Raw genomic sequence first — 16,834 nt, forward strand, 5'->3', positions numbered from 1 at the left:
TAAAACTGTACATACAATTTGCCAATCGGTGTAAAATATGAGGGTGATGTAATGAAAGAAATTACCTTTATAAAAAAACAAACGACATGAAAAAAACAATTAACACTCAGCCAACAAAGAAATTATTTTTTAACAAAAAAACGATCGTATTATTGGATCAACAAGGTATGAGCAGTATTATCGGTGGGGGAGAGGATATTCTTCGTACAACAACTGCAAATACAGAATCCAGAACTACAGGAGTAACATTAGAAACAATATTAACCGGAGGGATAATTTCTCTTTAATACCAATGTAATTGACAAAATTTCGTAAATACAAAAACGTAATAATACATATTGCTTGCTGGACACTTTATATATCCTATGCAATCATTATGTATTATTTTACTTTTAAGGCAAGATTTCAGTTTAAAGATTTGCTGATCGGCCATTTGATGGCCGTTGCATTATTTTATGCTTTAGTTTATTGGGTTATTCCCTCATTCAGGGATAAAAAAAAGCGGATGTTCGGCATCCTGTATTTCTTTTTATCCCTGTTGTTATTTTGCTTTTTCAGATACCTTTCCAAAGGCGTATCTGACTTAAACATTCTAAAAAAACCGTTTGATTCTTTTCTGCACCCGGCTTTTTTTAATTTTTGCCTATATGTATTCTTTGAATACTTTATCTACGCACTGGGTTTTTGGTTCGCGGTAGACAGTATAAAGAAGAATAGAAATATTGCTGTTTTGGAACAGCAGCGTTTGGAAATTGAAAACCAGTTTCTGAAGGAACAACTGAGTCCGCATTTTTTATACAATACATTAAGTTTTTTCTATACCAAAACACTCGCCTTAGATGATAATCTGGCAGAAGGACTTATGATATTAACCGATATTTTAAGATATTCATTAAAAACAGATGGTGAAAAAGTTCCGCTTGAACTGGAGGTGGAACATATTGAAAATCTTATTAAAATAAACAACCTGCGTTTTAGTGGTAAACTAAACTTTGTTTTTAATAAAAACTTTGAAACGGAAAGCGAGCACCTGCTTATCCCTCATGTTCTGATCACTTTTGTTGAAAATGCATTCAAATATGGAGATTCGACTGATCCGGATAACCCGATACGAATTGACCTGAAAACAACCAAAGAAGGTATATATTTTGAAATCCGTAATAAGAAGGCTGTAGGTTTTAGGGTTCACTCTACAGGTATAGGTCTTTCCAGCCTGAAGAAAAGATTAGATTTTTTGTATAAAGAAGATTATTTGCTTGAAATTGAGAATGAACCTACCTGGTACAATGTAAAATTATTTATTAAAGGGTTATGATTAAATGTTTAATATTGGATGATGAGCAGCATGCTATAGATCTGCTCAAAACATATATAGAAAAAATACCATTACTGGAGTTGGTTCATGCCACTACAAGTCCGCTTGAAGCCTTAACAGTATTGGGCCAAAAAAAGGTAGATCTTGTTTTTTCTGATATTAATATGCCCGAAATATCGGGCATAGATTTTACACGCGCAATTGCGAATAAGCAGCAAATTATTTTTACCAGCGCGCATGGCGAATTTGCACTTGAAGGTTTTGAGAATGACGTTGTTGACTTTCTTTTAAAGCCGATTGCCTTTTCCAGATTTTTAAAGAGCGTGCAAAAGGCGTCTGCATTGATAAGTTCAGCCAAGCAATTGCAAACCAGTGCAGAAGAAAATTTCATTTTCGTAAAAACAGAGCAAAAGGGCAAATTGATCAAAATAAATTTTGATGATATTGATTATGTAGAAGGGATGAAAAATTACGTCGGGATTTATCTGAAAGGTGAATGTGTGATGGCATTGATGAATATGAAATATCTTGAAGAAATACTACCTGAGCGTCTGTTTGTGCGGGTACACAATTCATATATTATTTCAATTAATAATATAGAAATGGTAGAAGGTAACCAGGTTCGCCTGAGAAATGTATCTGGTAAAATTCCAATAGGTGTTACCTACAAACCTAATTTTATAGAACGGATAAACCTGAAGGGTAAAGATATTTTTTAAATCCGTACCTACTAAACTCAAATTGGTGTAACCAATTCGGAGTACTAAAGATTCCTTTTTATCATTGATCATACAATTCGAAAAGATATGAAAAATGATAAAAAGGACTTCCCATACGAGTTCCATCCAAAATTAATCTTGCGAACTCCACGTTACGCTTTCAAAAATTTAAATAAGGTAAACGATATTCATCATTTTCTGAATGATGAAGCTTTTCTGGAAGCGATCTACCTGGCTTCTCCAGTACTTCACAGAGAGTGTTTACGCTTAAAGCATAACGAAATAAAAGAACAAAAAGATATCATTAGAGTAACCAATTCTCTGGTAAAATACATCAGCAGAATGAGTTCAAGATCTACACCATTTGGTCTGTTTTCAGGTTGTTCTATAACCTCATGGAGCAATCAGCCAACTGAAGTCTCTTTTGATCAGGAACATTTTGGCAGACATACGCGTTTAGATATGCATTATCTATGTGCAATGGCACAGGATCTTGCGAACAGACCCGAAATTAAACCATGGCTTCAGTACTTTCCAAATTCAAGTATCTATTCCATCACTGATGAGATACGTTATGTCGAATATAAATATCAGAATGGAAGCCGTTCTTATAGAATAAGCGCAGTAAATAATTCGGAATATATACAGCAAATTGTTGCACTAAGTGCTAACGGAAAATCACTGTTAGATCTTGCTTCTGCGTTGGTGAATGATGAAATCAGTTTGGAAGATGCTATATTCTTTATCGATGAATTGATTACCGCTCAGGTTTTGGTTAGCGAATTGGAACCTGCAGTGACCGGCCCGGAGTTTATACACCAAATTTTAACAATCCTGCACAAAATATCTGCGGAACATGAAAGCGACGCGCTAAACAATATTATTGAAACTGTTGAAGAAATCAGACAACGTTTAGCGAACCTTGACAGTGAAGTTCGGAACCCCATCTCCGCTTACCGCGAACTGACAAGCTTGATCAGCAGCTTAGGTGTCGCTTTTGATGAGAGTAAATTGTTTCAGACCGATATGAGTAAAGCAGTATCTGCAGATCGTGTAAATGAAGCTGTTCAGGAAAGTTTAGCCGAGGCTTTCGCTCTTGCAAATGCACTTTACCCTGAAGTAAGACAAAGTAATTTAACCTCCTTCGCAAAACGCTTCTATGAGCGATATGAAGATCAGTTAATGCCAATGTTAGATGTTTTGGATACCGAAACTGGAATTGGTTACCTGGAAAATAGCAATCAAAATATTTCACCGCTTATTGAAGGTATTGTTTTACCCAGACGTGGAACTTCTGGCGGACAGCCAATTCCGTTTGATAAAACTTCGAGGCTTTTATTTAATAAGTTGAAAAAAGTAAGTTCGGACGGAAATTTTGAAGCTGTATTCACAGAGGAAGACTTTAACAATTTTGAACCAAACTGGAAAAATACGCCACCATCGGTATCTATACTATTTAAGTTGGTAAATAATGAAGATGATCTGGTTATGGTAGAAACTATCGGCGGATCCAGCGGCGCAAACTTATTGGGCAGGTTTACTCACGCAGATCAGGAAATTCATAAAGTAGTAATGGATATTACTCAGCGTGAACAAGAGCTTAATAAAGAGGTCGTTTTTGCCGAAATTATACATCTGCCGGAAAACAGAATAGGGAATATTATGCTGCATACTGTTTTCAGAGACTATGAGATTCCTTACTTAGGCAAGTCATCCTTACCTGCAGAACAGCAGATTGATGCTTCAGATCTAATGATTGGAGTGCGCCACAATAAGATCATTCTTTTTTCTAAAAAATTGGGCAAAGAAATCATTCCCCGTTTAAGTACAGCCCATAACTTCAGTTACAAGGCGCTTCCTGTTTATCAGTTTCTGTGCGATTTACAAACACAAGACATTCGCGCCGGCTTTAAATTTACCTGGGGTTCAATGGCCTCGCAATATTCATTTTTACCCAGAATGCGCTATAAAAACTTAATTCTGGCACCTGCACAATGGCAACTGACCAAAAATGAATTTAAAGGCTTATTAGCAGCGAAAGATGATCAGTTGCAGGAAGAAATTCAATCGTTCCTCGGTAAATGGACGATGCCCCGATATGTATGCCTTGCAGATGGCGACAATGAATTGCTAATTGATTTTGAGAATACCCAAAGCATTAGAAGCTGGCTTAAAACAATAGAGAACAGGTCAAATATTATTTTAAAGGAATTCCTCTTTGGCGAAAAATCATCAATTTGTACGAATGGCGGAGAAGCAGTAACCAACCAATTTATCGCTACTTTAATTAATAAAAATCCGGTTTACGATCTTCCGCTTTCCGAAAAATTTAAAGACGATGAAGAAGGAGATGGTATACGCCGCTTTGGCCCTGGTTCTGAATGGGTTTATTTCAAACTTTACTGCGGTCCAAAATCTGCTGATAAAATACTGGAAGAAAATATTGCTCAGATTGTATCCGAATTGAAAAAACTAGATCTGATCGATAAATGGTTTTTTATCCGATACAATGATCCGCATTTCCATTTGAGGGTTCGTTTTCATTTAACAGATATCGAAAACATCGGTACCTGTATGAATATCATAAATCAGTTCACTGCGCACCTTCAGGTACAAGGTTTGATCTGGAAATCTCAGATTGATTCTTATCAAAGAGAAATAGAACGTTATGGAAAAAACAGTATTGAACTGGCCGAATCTCTTTTTTGTGCAGACAGCGAAGCATTGCTTGGCTTTTTGGAGGAAACTCAGGGCGATGCAAGGGAAGATATCAGATGGTTATGGGGATTGAAATCTGCTGATGCCTTGTTAGATGATTTTGCCCTTTCATTAGAAGAAAAAAGCGAACTTCTGAATGTAATCAAAACGGGTTTTGCTTTGGAATTTAATATGGACAAAAATCTCAAACTTCAGATCAACAAAAAGTATGCAGACCATCGGCCAATGATTGCCATGATGATGGATAAAACCAATGCAAATACAGAAACATTTATGCCGCTGTTCAAAATAATAGAAAACAGATCGGCAGCTTCTGCAACAATTACCAAACAAATTTTGGCACTTAAAGAAAAAAGACAGCTGAAGGTGCCTTTATCGGATTTACTTGGCGCTTACCTGCACATGTTATTAAATAGATTATTCATCGCCGATGCGCGTGTCCATGAATTGATTGTATATGATATTATGGCAAAATATTATCAATCGCAAATTGCTCAAATAAAAAAGAAACAGCAGCTACAAATAACAGGCTTAAACTAAATATAATGTTGAAGAAATTTCCCTCTTATAAACAACATGACGAAATGGATTGCGGGCCCAGCTGCCTCAAGATCATAGCACAATATTATGGAAAATCCTTTTCCCTGGAATATTTAAGGCAATTGTGCCAAACCAACAGGGCAGGCAGTACTTTGTTAAGTATAAGTGCTGCTGCAGAAAATATTGGATTCCGAACTATTGGAGCAAAGATTGAGTTTGAAGAAATACAAACCGAAGATTTATTTCCATGTATTGCTTATTGGCGACAAAAACATTTTGTTGTAGTGTATAAGATTAAAAAAGACGTGGTATATGTTTCTGATCCTGCATATGGATTGATTACTTACTCTAAACAGGAGTTCATGAAAAACTGGTCTACAGATGGAAAATCTGGAATTGTGATGGCCATTGAACCCACTTCAGATTTTTTTGAATCTGAAGAAGATGAACAAGCCAAGAGCCCCAGAAAGGGCCTTGGCGTTCTGTTGAAGTATCTGGTTCCGTACAAAAAAATGCTATTTCAGGTTTTTCTCGGACTTATCGTGGGTAGCGCTTTACAGCTGGTTATCCCATTTTTAACGCAAAGTATTGTAGACGTTGGGATCAAACAGAATAACCTCAATTTTATAAATCTTATTTTAATTGCACAACTGGTTCTCTTTATCGGGCGAACCAGTGTCGAATTTATCAGGGCCTATATTCTTTTACATGTAAGCGCCCGGATAAATATCAGGCTGATCTCAGATTTTTTCATCAAACTGATGAAACTTCCCCTGGGCTTTTTTGATACCAAATTAACCGGCGATATTTTACAACGAATTGCAGATCATCAACGGGTAGAATCTTTTTTAACCACAGGTTCGTTAAATATTTTGTTTTCCTGTATTAACATCATCGTGTTTGGTGGTGTACTGGCCTACTATAACGTAATGATTTTTGTAGTATTTCTCTTTGGAAGTGCATTTTATTTCATTTGGATTTCAATATTCATGAAGAAACGTGCTGAGCTGGATTATAAACGCTTTTCTCAATTATCAGTCAATCAGGAGAAAAACCTGGAATTGATTTATGGGATGCAAGAGATTAAACTTCACAATGCTGAACGCAAAAAACGGTGGCAGTGGGAACACATTCAGATAAAGCTATTCAAAGTAAACTTAAAAGGTTTGTCTTTAAGACAAAGCCAAACAGCAGGTTCATCACTAATCAATGAGCTTAAAAATATCTTTATTACCTTTTTATCTGCAAAGCTGGTGTTACAAGGTGATATCAGTTTGGGGATGATGCTGTCTATTTCTTACATAAACGGCCAGTTGAATAGTCCGGTTGCACAACTTTTAGAGTTCTTCCAATCTTACCAGGATGCTAAAATCAGTGTTGCGCGAATTAACGAAATACATCAAAAGCCAGATGAGGAGCGGACAGATGTAGTTCATCTTGATGTTCCCGAAGCTGGAGATATGGAACTCAAAAATGTTTCTTTTTCTTATGAAAAAAGTTCGAGAAACAAATTGATTTTAAAGGACATCAATTTAACCGTACCACGAAATAAGGTAACTGCAATTGTTGGATCGAGCGGAAGTGGAAAAACCACGCTTTTAAAGCTTTTACTTAAATTTTATGAACCAGACGAAGGGGAAATCCTTATTGGGGCAAATTCCATTGGCGATGTATCTCATTACAACTGGAGAAATCAGGTTGGATCAGTTATGCAGGAAGGTTATGTTTTCTCAGATAGTATTGTAAATAATATTGCAGTAGGCGAGGAGGTGCCGGATAAAACCAGGCTTCTGGAGTGTTTAAAAATTGCCAATATTGACGATTTTGTAAGTAAACTGCCTTTAGCTATGGAAACGAAAATCGGACCGAATGGATATGGCTTAAGTACCGGACAAAAACAACGGTTATTAATTGCAAGATCCTTATATAAAAATCCGTCATTCTTGTTTTTTGATGAAGCCACCAGCGCATTAGATGCCAACAATGAAAAAGTGATTATGGAAAGGCTTGAGCATGCATTTAAAGGCAGAACGGTACTGACAATTGCTCATCGGTTAAGTACAGTGAAAAATGCAGATAAAATTGTTGTTCTGGAAGAGGGAAGAATTGCAGAAGAGGGTACACATGAGGAGCTGGTTTTAAAAAAGGGACTTTATTTTACATTAATCAAAAACCAATTAGAATTAGGAACATAATATGGAACAATATACAGATAAAGCAGAGGAGCACAATCTTTTGAATGACGGAGAAGTAAATCAATTACTAGGAACTGGGCCATCCAAAATCGTCATTTTGGGCAATACGATATTACTCGCACTCATCATTTCATTGGGATTTTTAGCCTGGTATATTAAAATTCCTGAAACCATTAACGGTTTTACTACATTGAAACCGATAGAGGCAGGGCAGTTGGTTACTACAAATGAAGATATTGTTATCGCCAATGTTTTTAAAAAAAATGGTGACCTTGTTAAGCCTGGCGATACATTATATACTGGAAACAACGCGCAGACGATCCTCGCCAATACTTCAGGTAAAGTTGTTTACCTCAAACAAATTTATACTGGTGAAAAGATTGTAGCAGGAACTCAAATGATGGCTGTTACCCCCCTGAAGACTAACCTTGATGTGAGTGCCTTCGTTCCACTATCCGCCTACTGTAAAGTGAAACTCGGACAAAAAGTAATGATTTCATTATCCGGACAAGAATTCGGTGGGTTAGAAAAAATAACAGGAGAAGTTCAAGGACTGAGAATTCCGAAACACGGTGAAAAATATGGAACCGTGGAGATAAAAATTGATCAGAAATTATCTGAAATTATTTCTACCCAAGGGCAAATTTTATATCCGGTATCTGGGTTGGTTAATATTTTATATAAAGAAGCTAGCCTATTCAACCTGCTATTTCAATCATAGATGTGCGGGCCTCAAGACTTGAATGTGTTTATACAGGAAAAACTAAAAAGTATCAACCTATTCCTTTATCATAAAATAAAAAGTAAAGACTTTGTACATAACTTATCGCTAATCTCGGGCACGTCGGGATTAGCGTTATTTTTTTATGAAAATGATCGGTTAAATCCAGCAGCTGAGTCAAAAAAGATCTGCTCAAAAGCAATCGAATACACCTATAAATCTGTTGAACAAGCAACTGCACTTCCTGCTTCGCTTGCTTCAGGACTGGCAGGATGGGGTTGGTTTTTGTCGTACATCCGTTATCCGGATGCTTACTATTACGAAACTTGTACTGAAATAGATCCGCTTTTATTAAATGAATATAACCGTTTTATAGATGCCCAACATTATGATCTTTTGCATGGTGCCATTGGCGTAGGGTTATACTTAATGAAACGTCAAAAATATGAATCTGTTGAAATTTTACTCAAGGCGCTGTACAGCAACGGAATTTTTGAAAATGGTGAAGTAAAATGGGAGAGATATGATCAGTTTAATTATCAGGAGCATATTATAGATTTTGGATTTGCTCATGGTGTTGCGGGCATCTTGGCATTTGTATTGAAGTGTTATGAAAAAAACATTTGTAAGGATCTTTGTATTGAACTGATGGAAAAGGGATTCAGATTCTACCAGAATAATATGAATCCGCATAGCGAAACAGGCTCATTTTTTCCAACAAAAATTCAGTCTCGCTTTTATGGTAGTGAAGTCGTTCATCCCCCGGCAATGCAAAGCTGGTGTTATGGCGATTTGGCTATCTCTCTCATTTTGCTTAAAATTTCAAAAGCTTTACAGAATCAGGAAAAGGAGAAACAGGTGATCAGGATTCTACATCAAATTGTGGGGAGGCGAATAGTTGATGAACAGAAAATTACAGATGCCGGATTTTGCCATGGCTCGAGTGGAATTGCATATTTGTACCTGAAGATATGTAAGATATTGCCGCATACAATTTTTGAACAGGAACTTGACTACTGGATGTCGAAGCTGGTTGGAGAAACTGCTGGTTTTGAGTTTTACCTGGGAGAAAATAAGGGTTGGGGGGAGGTAACCGGATTGCTGAATGGAATCACCGGAACAGGCATGGTACTTCTTAGCTACTTAAACCGTAATTTAGAAACAGGAACGGCATGGGACGAATGCCTGTTATTGTCCTGATGCCAAATATCTGGCTTATCTTTTGCGTAATAGGAAGATCTTAAAACAGAAGTTTATTATTCTTTTAGTTTCTCTGAATAGGAAAAGGGATACTTGCGTTAGGCCAAATATCCCTTTTCTATTTTTGTTTAAATTCCAAAAATTAAGTTTACTGTTATGGGCAGAATATACACTAATTATGTACTTCGTTCGTATTGGTTTCTGTACTATTTGCTAGAGGTGGATACTGGCTTGTAATTGTAGGTTTCCCTACGATGGATTAAATTTATTACGGGTTATTTTATTTTAAAAGAGCATTAGCACTTTTGTTATTTTGACGATTGATTTCAAGATTTTAGCTTGAATTTTCATCCGTTTTTTCTGGGTTGTTTTATTATTATAGCAGACTGTGAAAGCATTTACCGGATTAAAGTCGCGGTTATGGTGGTTGATGGTTCAATGGTTGGTACCAGAGAGGTCAATGTCCAGAAGGTATCAGATGATTCACCCTGGCCTAATTGTGAGTCTGCTGCTGCTCCTCCGCCGTTTAAGCTTGCCATTGCACTTTGGTCTAGTTTAGCGATGGTTTTTCTGTCGATGTTTAATTTGTTGTTTTTAACTGGTTTCATGTTTTTGGTTTTAGATTTTAAAAAGCCTACTCTGTTTGAGCTTTTCGGCATCCGCTCATGATGTTTTGTTTAGTAAACTGTGGTTACAGTTGTTGCAGTTGTCGTTTGTGTGGTTGGTATCAGGGAGGTAACCGTCCAGAAAGTTGCAGTTGTACCGGCATTATCCAATTCCTGTTCTGCTGCTGCTCCTCCGCCGTTTAAGCTTGCCATTGCGCTTTGGTCTAGTTTAGCGATGGTTTTTCTGTCGATGTTTAATTTGTTGTTTTTAACTGGTTTCATGTTTTTGGTTTTAGATTTTTAAAAGCCTACTCTGTTTGAGCTTTTCGGCATCCGCTCGTGATGTTTTGCTTAGTAAACTGTGGTTACAGTTGTTGCAGTTGTCGTTTGTGTGGTTGGTATCAGAGAGGTTACCGTCCAGAAAGTTGCAGTTGTACCGGCATTATCCACTTCCTGTTCTGCTGCTGCTCCTCCGCCGTTTAAGCTTGCCATTGCACTTTGGTCTAGTTTAGCGATGGTTTTTCTGTCGATGTTTAGTTTGTTGTTTTTAACTGGTTTCATGTTTTTGGTTTTAGATTTTTACAGGCCTACTCTGTTTGAGCTTTTCGGCATCCGCTCATGATGTTTTGTTTAGTAAACTGTGGTTACAGTTGTTGCAGTTGTCGTTTGTGTGGTTGGTATCAGGGAGGTAACCGTCCAGAAAGTTGCAGTTGTACCGGCATTATCCACTTCCTGTTCTGCTGCTGCTCCTCCGCCGTTTAAGCTTGCCATTGCACTTTGGTCTAGTTTAGCGATGGTTTTTCTGTCGATGTTTAGTTTGTTGTTTTTAACTGGTTTCATGTTTTTGGTTTTAGATTTTTACAGGCCTACTCTGTTTGAGCTTTTCGGCATCCGCTCATGATGTTTTGTTTAGTAAACTGTGGTTACAGTTGTTGCAGTTGTCGTTTGTGTGGTTGGTATCAGGGAGGTAACCGTCCAGAAAGTTGCAGTTGTACCGGCATTATCCACTTCCTGTTCTGCTGCTGCTCCTCCGCCGTTTAAGCTTGCCATTGCGCTTTGGTCTAGTTTAGCGATGGTTTTTCTGTCGATGTTTAGTTTGTTGTTTTTAACTGGTTTCATGTTTTTGGTTTTAGATTTTTTACAGGCCTACTCTGTTTGAGCTTTTCGGCATCCGCTCATGATGTTTTGTTTAGTAAACTGTGGTTACAGTTGTTGCAGTTGTCGTTTGTGTGGTTGGTATCAGGGAGGTTACCGTCCAGAAAGTTGCAGTTGTACCGGCATTATCCACTTCCTGTTCTGCTGCCGCTCCTCCGCCGTTTAAGCTTGCCATTGCACTTTGGTCTAGTTTAGCGATGGTTTTTCTGTCGATGTTTAGTTTGTTGTTTTTAACTGGTTTCATGTTTTTGGTTTTAGATTTTTTACAGGCCTACTCTGTTTGAGCTTTTCGGCATCCGCTCATGATGTTTTGTTTAGTAAACTGTGGTTACAGTTGTTGCAGTTGTCGTTTGTGTGGTTGGTATCAGGGAGGTTACCGTCCAGAAAGTTGCAGTTGTACCGGCATTATCCACTTCCTGTTCTGCTGCCGCTCCTCCGCCGTTTAAGCTTGCCATTGCACTTTGGTCTAGTTTAGCGATGGTTTTTCTGTCGATGTTTAGTTTGTTGTTTTTAACTGGTTTCATGTTTTTGGTTTTAGATTTTTTACAGGCCTACTCTGTTTGAGCTTTTCGGCATCCGCTCGTGATGTTTTGTTTAGTAAACTGTGGTTACAGTTGTTGCAGTTGTCGTTTGTGTGGTTGGTATCAGGGAGGTAACCGTCCAGAAAGTTGCAGTTGTACCGGCATTATCCACTTCCTGTTCTGCTGCTGCTCCTCCGCCGTTTAAGCTTGCCATTGCGCTTTGGTCTAGTTTAGCGATGGTTTTTCTGTCGATGTTTAGTTTGTTGTTTTTAACTGGTTTCATGTTTTTGGTTTTAGATTTTTTACAGGCCTACTCTGTTTGAGCTTTTCGGCATCCGCTCGTGATGTTTTGTTTAGTAAACTGTGGTTACAGTTGTTGCAGTTGTCGTTTGTGTGGTTGGTATCAGAGAGGTTACCGTCCAGAAAGTTGCAGTTGTACCGGCATTATCCACTTCCTGTTCTGCTGCTGCTCCTCCGCCGTTTAAGCTTGCCATTGCGCTTTGGTCTAGTTTAGCGATGGTTTTTCTGTCGATGTTTAGTTTGTTGTTTTTAACTGGTTTCATGTTTTTGGTTTTAGATTTTTACAGGCCTACTCTGTTTGAGCTTTTCGGCATCCGCTCGTGATGTTTTGTTTAGTAAACTGTGGTTACAGTTGTTGCAGTTGTCGTTTGTGTGGTTGGTATCAGGGAGGTAACCGTCCAGAAAGTTGCAGTTGTACCGGCGTTATCCACTTCTTGTTCTGCTGCTGCTCCTCCGCCGTTTAAGCTTGCCATTGCACTTTGGTCTAGTTTAGCGATGGTTTTTCTGTCGATGTTTAGTTTGTTGTTTTTAACTGGTTTCATGTTTTTGGTTTTAGATTTTTAAAAGCCTACTCTGTTTGAGCTTTTCGGCATCCGCTCATGATGTTTTGTTTAGTAAACTGTGGTTACAGTTGTTGCAGTTGTCGTTTGTGTGGTTGGTATCAGAGAGGTTACCGTCCAGAAAGTTGCAGTTGTACCGGCATTATCCACTTCCTGTTCTGCTGCTGCTCCTCCGCCGTTTAAGCTTGCCATTGCGCTTTGGTCTAGTTTAGCGATGGTTTTTCTGTCGATGTTTAATTTGTTGTTTTTAACTGGTTTCATGTTTTTGGTTTTAGATTTTTTACAGGCCTACTCTGTTTGAGCTTTTCGGCATCCGCTCATGATGTTTTGTTTAGTAAACTGTGGTTACAGTTGTTGCAGTTGTCGTTTGTGTGGTTGGTATCAGGGAGGTAACCGTCCAGAAAGTTGCAGTTGTACCGGCGTTATCCAATTCCTGTTCTGCTGCTGCTCCTCCGCCGTTTAAGCTTGCCATTGCACTTTGGTCTAGTTTAGCGATGGTTTTTCTGTCGATGTTTAGTTTGTTGTTTTTAACTGGTTTCATGTTTTTGTTTTAGATTTTTACAGGCCTACTCTGTTTGAGCTTTTCGGCATCCGCTCGTGATGTTTTGCTTAGTAAATTGTGGTTACAGTTGTTGCAGTTGTCGTTTGTGTGGTTGGTATCAGGGAGGTAACCGTCCAGAAAGTTGCAGTTGTACCGGCATTATCCACTTCCTGTTCTGCTGCTGCTCCTCCGCCGTTTAAGCTTGCCATTGCGCTTTGGTCTAGTTTAGCGATGGTTTTTCTGTCGATGTTTAATTTGTTGTTTTTAACTGGTTTCATGTTTTTGGTTTTAGATTTTTAAAAGCCTACTCTGTTTGAGCTTTTCGGCATCCGCTCGTGATGTTTTGTTTAGTAAACTGTGGTTACAGTTGTTGCAGTTGTCGTTTGTGTGGTTGGTATCAGAGAGGTTACCGTCCAGAAAGTTGCAGTTGTACCGGCGTTATCCACTTCTTGTTCTGCTGCTGCTCCTCCGCCGTTTAAGCTTGCCATTGCGCTTTGGTCTAGTTTAGCGATGGTTTTTCTGTCGATGTTTAATTTGTTGTTTTTAACTGGTTTCATGTTTTTGGTTTTAGATTTAAAAAGCCTACTCTGTTTGAGCTTTTCGGCATCCGCTCATGATGTTTTGTTTAGTAAACTGTGGTTACAGTTGTTGCAGTTGTCGTTTGTGTGGTTGGTATCAGAGAGGTTACCGTCCAGAAAGTTGCAGTTGTTCCGGCGTTATCCAATTCCTGTTCTGCTGCTGCTCCTCCGCCGTTTAAGCTTGCCATTGCGCTTTGGTCTAGTTTAGCGATGGTTTTTCTGTCGATGTTTAGTTTGTTGTTTTTAACTGGTTTCATGTTTTTAGTTTTAGTTTTTTTACAGGCCTACTCTGTTTGAGCTTTTCGGCATCCGCTCGTGATGTTTTGCTTAGTAAATTGTGGTTACAGTTGTTGAGTAGGATCAATAATTGTTTTAGAGGTTGTTGGGCCTGGCTCGCAGCACAATACGTTAGTACAATCAAAGAAAGATGTGGTAAATAAACCTTCGTTGATCTGTTGTTGCCCTCCAACAATTCTTTTTTGATTATCATGGGATAAACCGATGATAACTTTCTTATCAAGTTGCAGTGGTTTTCTTCTTTTCATTGTTTTATGCTGTTGGTGCTGGTAAAGTTGTCCATGTTGGTACAAAAGTCGTGGTCTGTGGAGAGTCGATACTTGTTGGAATGTCTGCTGTGGTTACAGCCATTTCATTCTGTCCGCCATTCAGACTTGCCATTTCATTTTGATCCAGTTTGGCTACAGTTTTCCGGTCAATGTTTAGTTTTTTGTTGTTTAATTTTTGTTTCATAATGTTAAAATTTAGATAAAGTGATCCCATTTACAGGTTTTTAAGCCTTGTATTAATTGTGTTTTTAGTCGTTTATTATTAAAAAAAAGTGGTGAATGATAACCGTTTACCTGCAGTTTTTACGGTGTACCCTTTGTATACATTTCTTCTTCAGTCGTTCAATCCAGCTGTAGTCATTCGAGTAGACGCATTTTGGGCTCTTTAGATTGCCGGACAGGGTTAATAAATATGGTGTTCATGAGCGTTAATTAAAGTAGGGTTAAGGTGTTTTCTTAATTCGGTTATGTCTATTGATACGCATTAAAAAATCTTTAAATCCAAATGATTTCTCATAAGTTAAAATCCTTTTTTTATAGATCTCTGATCCAAGCCAGATGAGCGAGGCAAATGTTGCCGCTAGAGTGCCGAGAGATAAAACAATATCTGCTATCGGTATGCCAAATGGTAAACGAACCATCACTGCTATTGGAGAGGTAAAGGGTAAAACAGATAACCAATATGCTATACTGCCATTTGGATCTTGCAGGATGACATTCTGAGCAATCATTATAGTAAATATCAATGGTGCAGTTACAGGCAAAATATACTGCTGTGATTCTGATTCACTATCAACTGATGATGCAATGGCGGCGAATAAAGCGCTATATAATAAGTATCCTCCAATAAAATAGGCTATAAATATGACTAGCATCATAGTTGTATTGTAATAGAGATGGAGATCAGAAAAAATATTAAAATTAATTTGATCGACCTGAAAAACCAGCATACAGAGCAGTCCGCAAGCAATCCATAAGGTAAATTGACTCAGGCCAACCAGGCCCACACCAATTACTTTTCCAAGTATGAGTTCAAAAGGTTTTACCGAAGAGATAATGATCTCTGCAATTCTGTTTGATTTCTCCTCCACTATTCCTTTCATTACCTGGTTGCTATAAAGAAATATGGATAAATAGATGAGTGTAGCCAACAGAATTCCTAAGATGCCCCGTGATTTCATATTCTCTGTTGAATTGTCTGATCCGATTATGTTTTTCCTCACAGCGATCTCATAATTTGCCTGCATTGCACCAACATCCTTCAATAAATACTTAAGATATTGTTGCTGAAGCCGGTTTTCGATTAAGTAAAGCAGTTTCTGATCAATTGCCTTCGCAGCATATATCTCTATCGCCTGTTTTTCTCTAAAGTCTGACGGAATATATATGGCGAGCATATTTGGATTATTTTCCAGGATTTTGCTAACCCGGTTTATACTTTTAGAAGTGTATTCAGAAGAAATCCCATTTACATTACCAAAATCTAAAAATAAATCTCCTTTTTGCTCAACTACCAGTATCTTTTTTATGTCGTTTTTCTGATTGTTATTTAATTTTTCCGCACCAATGAATAAAGTATAAATTAGTAATGGAGAAAGTAAGGTGGTAATCAAGTAAGATTGTTTCCGAACTCTGGTTATATATTCTCTGGATATAATTAGCGCCAGCTTTTTCATATTTTAGTTCGTTAGGTTGACTGTGTTGATGAAGATTTCATTCATAGACGGAATGACTTCGTTGAAACTTACCACCTCAATGTTTTGATGTAGGGTATCTCTAAGAAACTGATCTGCAGTATATCCGTCTTTTATGGTCATTGTAAAGCTTTTTGTATCATTATTAAAGTGTTCTGACAGGATATATATTCCTTTATTGGCTCTAAAACCTTTTGAAATGCCACGATATTGAATAGCGTATGTTGCATTTTTGAAAGCTTCCCTGATTTCATTTACATTTCCTTCAAGTATTTTTGCTGATTTGTTAATTAACACAACAGTACAGCATAGTTCTTCCACAGTTTCCATTCTGTGTGTAGATAAAATAACGGTTGCACCACTTTTATTCAATTCGAGAATATTTTCTTTCATCAATTCTGATGCTACAGGATCCAGGCCTGTAAAAGGTTCGTCAAGAATAATCAGCTTTGGCTGATGAAGAACTGCTGCAATAAACTGTACTTTTTGCTGCATCCCTTTAGAAAGTTGTTCCAGTTTTTTTTGTTTTAAATGACTAATCATCAGTTTGTCAAGCCAGTAATCCAACTGGTTTTTAGCGTCGGACTGTCTTGTGCCTCTCAACCGGCACAAATACAAAAGTTGTTCTTCTACACCCATTTTCTTATAAAGACCCCGTTCTTCAGGTAAATATCCTATGGAGCGTATATGTTTCTCCTGGAGTTGTTCTTCGTTAATCGTTATCATCCCAGCGTCTGATGGTATAATCTGGTTTATGATCCTCAGCAGAGTTGTTTTGCCTGCCCCATTTGGGCCAAGTAAACCGAATATTTCTTTTGGAGGAACATTGAAGCTTACATTATCTAAGGCTTTATGCCCTGCATATTGCTTAGTAATATTTTTTATCGTTAACATTGCTTTCTGCTT

At 37.9% G+C, this 16,834-nt stretch carries 26 protein-coding genes; 7 read left to right on the forward strand and 19 right to left on the reverse strand.

The genetic code is table 11. From position 1 onward, the window contains the following. The first annotated feature begins 86 nt into the window (after positions 1 to 86). The 7 genes from ACJVDH_RS01320 to ACJVDH_RS01350 all read left to right on the forward strand — a co-directional run bounded on the left by ACJVDH_RS01320 (position 87) and on the right by ACJVDH_RS01350 (position 9,408). Positions 87 to 287 carry a class I lanthipeptide gene (locus ACJVDH_RS01320; protein WP_443945782.1) on the forward strand — a complete coding sequence of 67 codons (201 nt, stop codon included), beginning with the start codon at positions 87 to 89 and terminating at the stop codon, positions 285 to 287. Positions 288 to 376: 89 nt separating this feature from the next. Next, positions 377 to 1,315 (forward strand): sensor histidine kinase, encoded by a 939-nt coding sequence (locus ACJVDH_RS01325; protein WP_443945783.1) that lies wholly within the window; start codon positions 377 to 379, stop codon positions 1,313 to 1,315. Further along, positions 1,312 to 2,034: a LytR/AlgR family response regulator transcription factor gene (locus ACJVDH_RS01330; RefSeq protein ID WP_443945784.1), complete on the forward strand. Its 723-nt coding sequence runs from the start codon at positions 1,312 to 1,314 to the stop codon at positions 2,032 to 2,034. Before ACJVDH_RS01325 ends, ACJVDH_RS01330 begins: the two co-directional genes overlap by 4 nt. Before the next feature lie 87 nt (positions 2,035 to 2,121). After that, positions 2,122 to 5,292: a lantibiotic dehydratase gene (locus ACJVDH_RS01335; protein WP_443945785.1), complete on the forward strand. Its 3,171-nt coding sequence runs from the start codon at positions 2,122 to 2,124 to the stop codon at positions 5,290 to 5,292. A gap of 5 nt (positions 5,293 to 5,297) precedes the next feature. Continuing rightward, on the forward strand, positions 5,298 to 7,487 hold the full coding sequence (locus tag ACJVDH_RS01340) for a peptidase domain-containing ABC transporter (RefSeq protein ID WP_443945786.1): 2,190 nt from the start codon (positions 5,298 to 5,300) through the stop codon (positions 7,485 to 7,487). A 1-nt stretch (position 7,488) separates the two neighbouring features. Continuing rightward, positions 7,489 to 8,208: an HlyD family efflux transporter periplasmic adaptor subunit gene (locus ACJVDH_RS01345; protein WP_443945787.1), complete on the forward strand. Its 720-nt coding sequence runs from the start codon at positions 7,489 to 7,491 to the stop codon at positions 8,206 to 8,208. Continuing rightward, positions 8,209 to 9,408, forward strand: coding sequence for a lanthionine synthetase C family protein (locus ACJVDH_RS01350; RefSeq protein ID WP_443945788.1), 1,200 nt, complete (start codon positions 8,209 to 8,211; stop codon positions 9,406 to 9,408). It abuts the gene before it with no gap. A gap of 398 nt (positions 9,409 to 9,806) precedes the next feature. Here ACJVDH_RS01350 and ACJVDH_RS01355 read toward each other — a convergent pair whose 3' ends face one another. The 19 genes from ACJVDH_RS01355 to ACJVDH_RS01445 all read right to left on the reverse strand — a co-directional run bounded on the left by ACJVDH_RS01355 (position 9,807) and on the right by ACJVDH_RS01445 (position 16,822). Continuing rightward, the gene (locus ACJVDH_RS01355) at positions 9,807 to 10,016 is read right to left on the reverse strand and encodes a class I lanthipeptide (protein WP_443945789.1); all 210 of its coding nucleotides are present in this window, start codon (positions 10,014 to 10,016) and stop codon (positions 9,807 to 9,809) included. 69 nt (positions 10,017 to 10,085) lie between these two features. Next, positions 10,086 to 10,295, reverse strand: a complete 210-nt coding sequence (locus tag ACJVDH_RS01360) for a class I lanthipeptide (RefSeq protein WP_443945790.1) — start codon at positions 10,293 to 10,295, stop codon at positions 10,086 to 10,088. Positions 10,296 to 10,364: 69 nt separating this feature from the next. After that, entirely contained in the window at positions 10,365 to 10,574 is a 210-nt protein-coding gene (locus ACJVDH_RS01365; RefSeq protein ID WP_443945791.1) for a class I lanthipeptide, read from the reverse strand. 69 nt (positions 10,575 to 10,643) lie between these two features. Beyond that, positions 10,644 to 10,853 carry a class I lanthipeptide gene (locus ACJVDH_RS01370; protein WP_443945791.1) on the reverse strand — a complete coding sequence of 70 codons (210 nt, stop codon included), beginning with the start codon at positions 10,851 to 10,853 and terminating at the stop codon, positions 10,644 to 10,646. Positions 10,854 to 10,922: 69 nt separating this feature from the next. Next, positions 10,923 to 11,132, reverse strand: coding sequence for a class I lanthipeptide (locus ACJVDH_RS01375; RefSeq protein WP_443945791.1), 210 nt, complete (start codon positions 11,130 to 11,132; stop codon positions 10,923 to 10,925). A gap of 70 nt (positions 11,133 to 11,202) precedes the next feature. Beyond that, the gene (locus tag ACJVDH_RS01380; protein WP_443945791.1) at positions 11,203 to 11,412 is read right to left on the reverse strand and encodes a class I lanthipeptide; all 210 of its coding nucleotides are present in this window, start codon (positions 11,410 to 11,412) and stop codon (positions 11,203 to 11,205) included. A 70-nt stretch (positions 11,413 to 11,482) separates the two neighbouring features. After that, positions 11,483 to 11,692 carry a class I lanthipeptide gene (locus ACJVDH_RS01385; RefSeq protein WP_443945791.1) on the reverse strand — a complete coding sequence of 70 codons (210 nt, stop codon included), beginning with the start codon at positions 11,690 to 11,692 and terminating at the stop codon, positions 11,483 to 11,485. Between the two features lie 70 nt (positions 11,693 to 11,762). Beyond that, positions 11,763 to 11,972: a class I lanthipeptide gene (locus ACJVDH_RS01390; protein ID WP_443945791.1), complete on the reverse strand. Its 210-nt coding sequence runs from the start codon at positions 11,970 to 11,972 to the stop codon at positions 11,763 to 11,765. 70 nt (positions 11,973 to 12,042) lie between these two features. Continuing rightward, positions 12,043 to 12,252, reverse strand: a complete 210-nt coding sequence (locus tag ACJVDH_RS01395) for a class I lanthipeptide (protein ID WP_443945791.1) — start codon at positions 12,250 to 12,252, stop codon at positions 12,043 to 12,045. Positions 12,253 to 12,321: 69 nt separating this feature from the next. Continuing rightward, positions 12,322 to 12,531: a class I lanthipeptide gene (locus ACJVDH_RS01400; protein WP_443945791.1), complete on the reverse strand. Its 210-nt coding sequence runs from the start codon at positions 12,529 to 12,531 to the stop codon at positions 12,322 to 12,324. 69 nt (positions 12,532 to 12,600) lie between these two features. After that, a complete protein-coding gene (locus ACJVDH_RS01405) occupies positions 12,601 to 12,810 on the reverse strand; it encodes a class I lanthipeptide (RefSeq protein WP_443945791.1) in 210 nt (69 codons plus the stop codon). A gap of 70 nt (positions 12,811 to 12,880) precedes the next feature. Beyond that, the gene (locus ACJVDH_RS01410; RefSeq protein WP_443945790.1) at positions 12,881 to 13,090 is read right to left on the reverse strand and encodes a class I lanthipeptide; all 210 of its coding nucleotides are present in this window, start codon (positions 13,088 to 13,090) and stop codon (positions 12,881 to 12,883) included. Between the two features lie 68 nt (positions 13,091 to 13,158). Further along, the gene (locus ACJVDH_RS01415) at positions 13,159 to 13,368 is read right to left on the reverse strand and encodes a class I lanthipeptide (RefSeq protein WP_443945792.1); all 210 of its coding nucleotides are present in this window, start codon (positions 13,366 to 13,368) and stop codon (positions 13,159 to 13,161) included. 69 nt (positions 13,369 to 13,437) lie between these two features. Next, positions 13,438 to 13,647 carry a class I lanthipeptide gene (locus ACJVDH_RS01420; RefSeq protein WP_443945791.1) on the reverse strand — a complete coding sequence of 70 codons (210 nt, stop codon included), beginning with the start codon at positions 13,645 to 13,647 and terminating at the stop codon, positions 13,438 to 13,440. A gap of 68 nt (positions 13,648 to 13,715) precedes the next feature. Then, positions 13,716 to 13,925: a class I lanthipeptide gene (locus tag ACJVDH_RS01425; protein WP_443945790.1), complete on the reverse strand. Its 210-nt coding sequence runs from the start codon at positions 13,923 to 13,925 to the stop codon at positions 13,716 to 13,718. 84 nt (positions 13,926 to 14,009) lie between these two features. Continuing rightward, positions 14,010 to 14,213, reverse strand: coding sequence for a hypothetical protein (locus ACJVDH_RS01430; protein ID WP_443945793.1), 204 nt, complete (start codon positions 14,211 to 14,213; stop codon positions 14,010 to 14,012). A 4-nt stretch (positions 14,214 to 14,217) separates the two neighbouring features. Further along, the gene (locus tag ACJVDH_RS01435) at positions 14,218 to 14,418 is read right to left on the reverse strand and encodes a class I lanthipeptide (RefSeq protein ID WP_443945794.1); all 201 of its coding nucleotides are present in this window, start codon (positions 14,416 to 14,418) and stop codon (positions 14,218 to 14,220) included. Between the two features lie 259 nt (positions 14,419 to 14,677). Continuing rightward, positions 14,678 to 15,910: an ABC transporter permease gene (locus ACJVDH_RS01440; protein ID WP_443945795.1), complete on the reverse strand. Its 1,233-nt coding sequence runs from the start codon at positions 15,908 to 15,910 to the stop codon at positions 14,678 to 14,680. A gap of 3 nt (positions 15,911 to 15,913) precedes the next feature. Beyond that, positions 15,914 to 16,822 (reverse strand): ABC transporter ATP-binding protein, encoded by a 909-nt coding sequence (locus ACJVDH_RS01445; RefSeq protein WP_443945796.1) that lies wholly within the window; start codon positions 16,820 to 16,822, stop codon positions 15,914 to 15,916. Positions 16,823 to 16,834: the final 12 nt, after the last annotated feature.

Source organism: Pedobacter terrestris (assembly GCF_052343045.1).
Classification (GTDB): Bacteria; Bacteroidota; Bacteroidia; order Sphingobacteriales; family Sphingobacteriaceae; genus Pedobacter.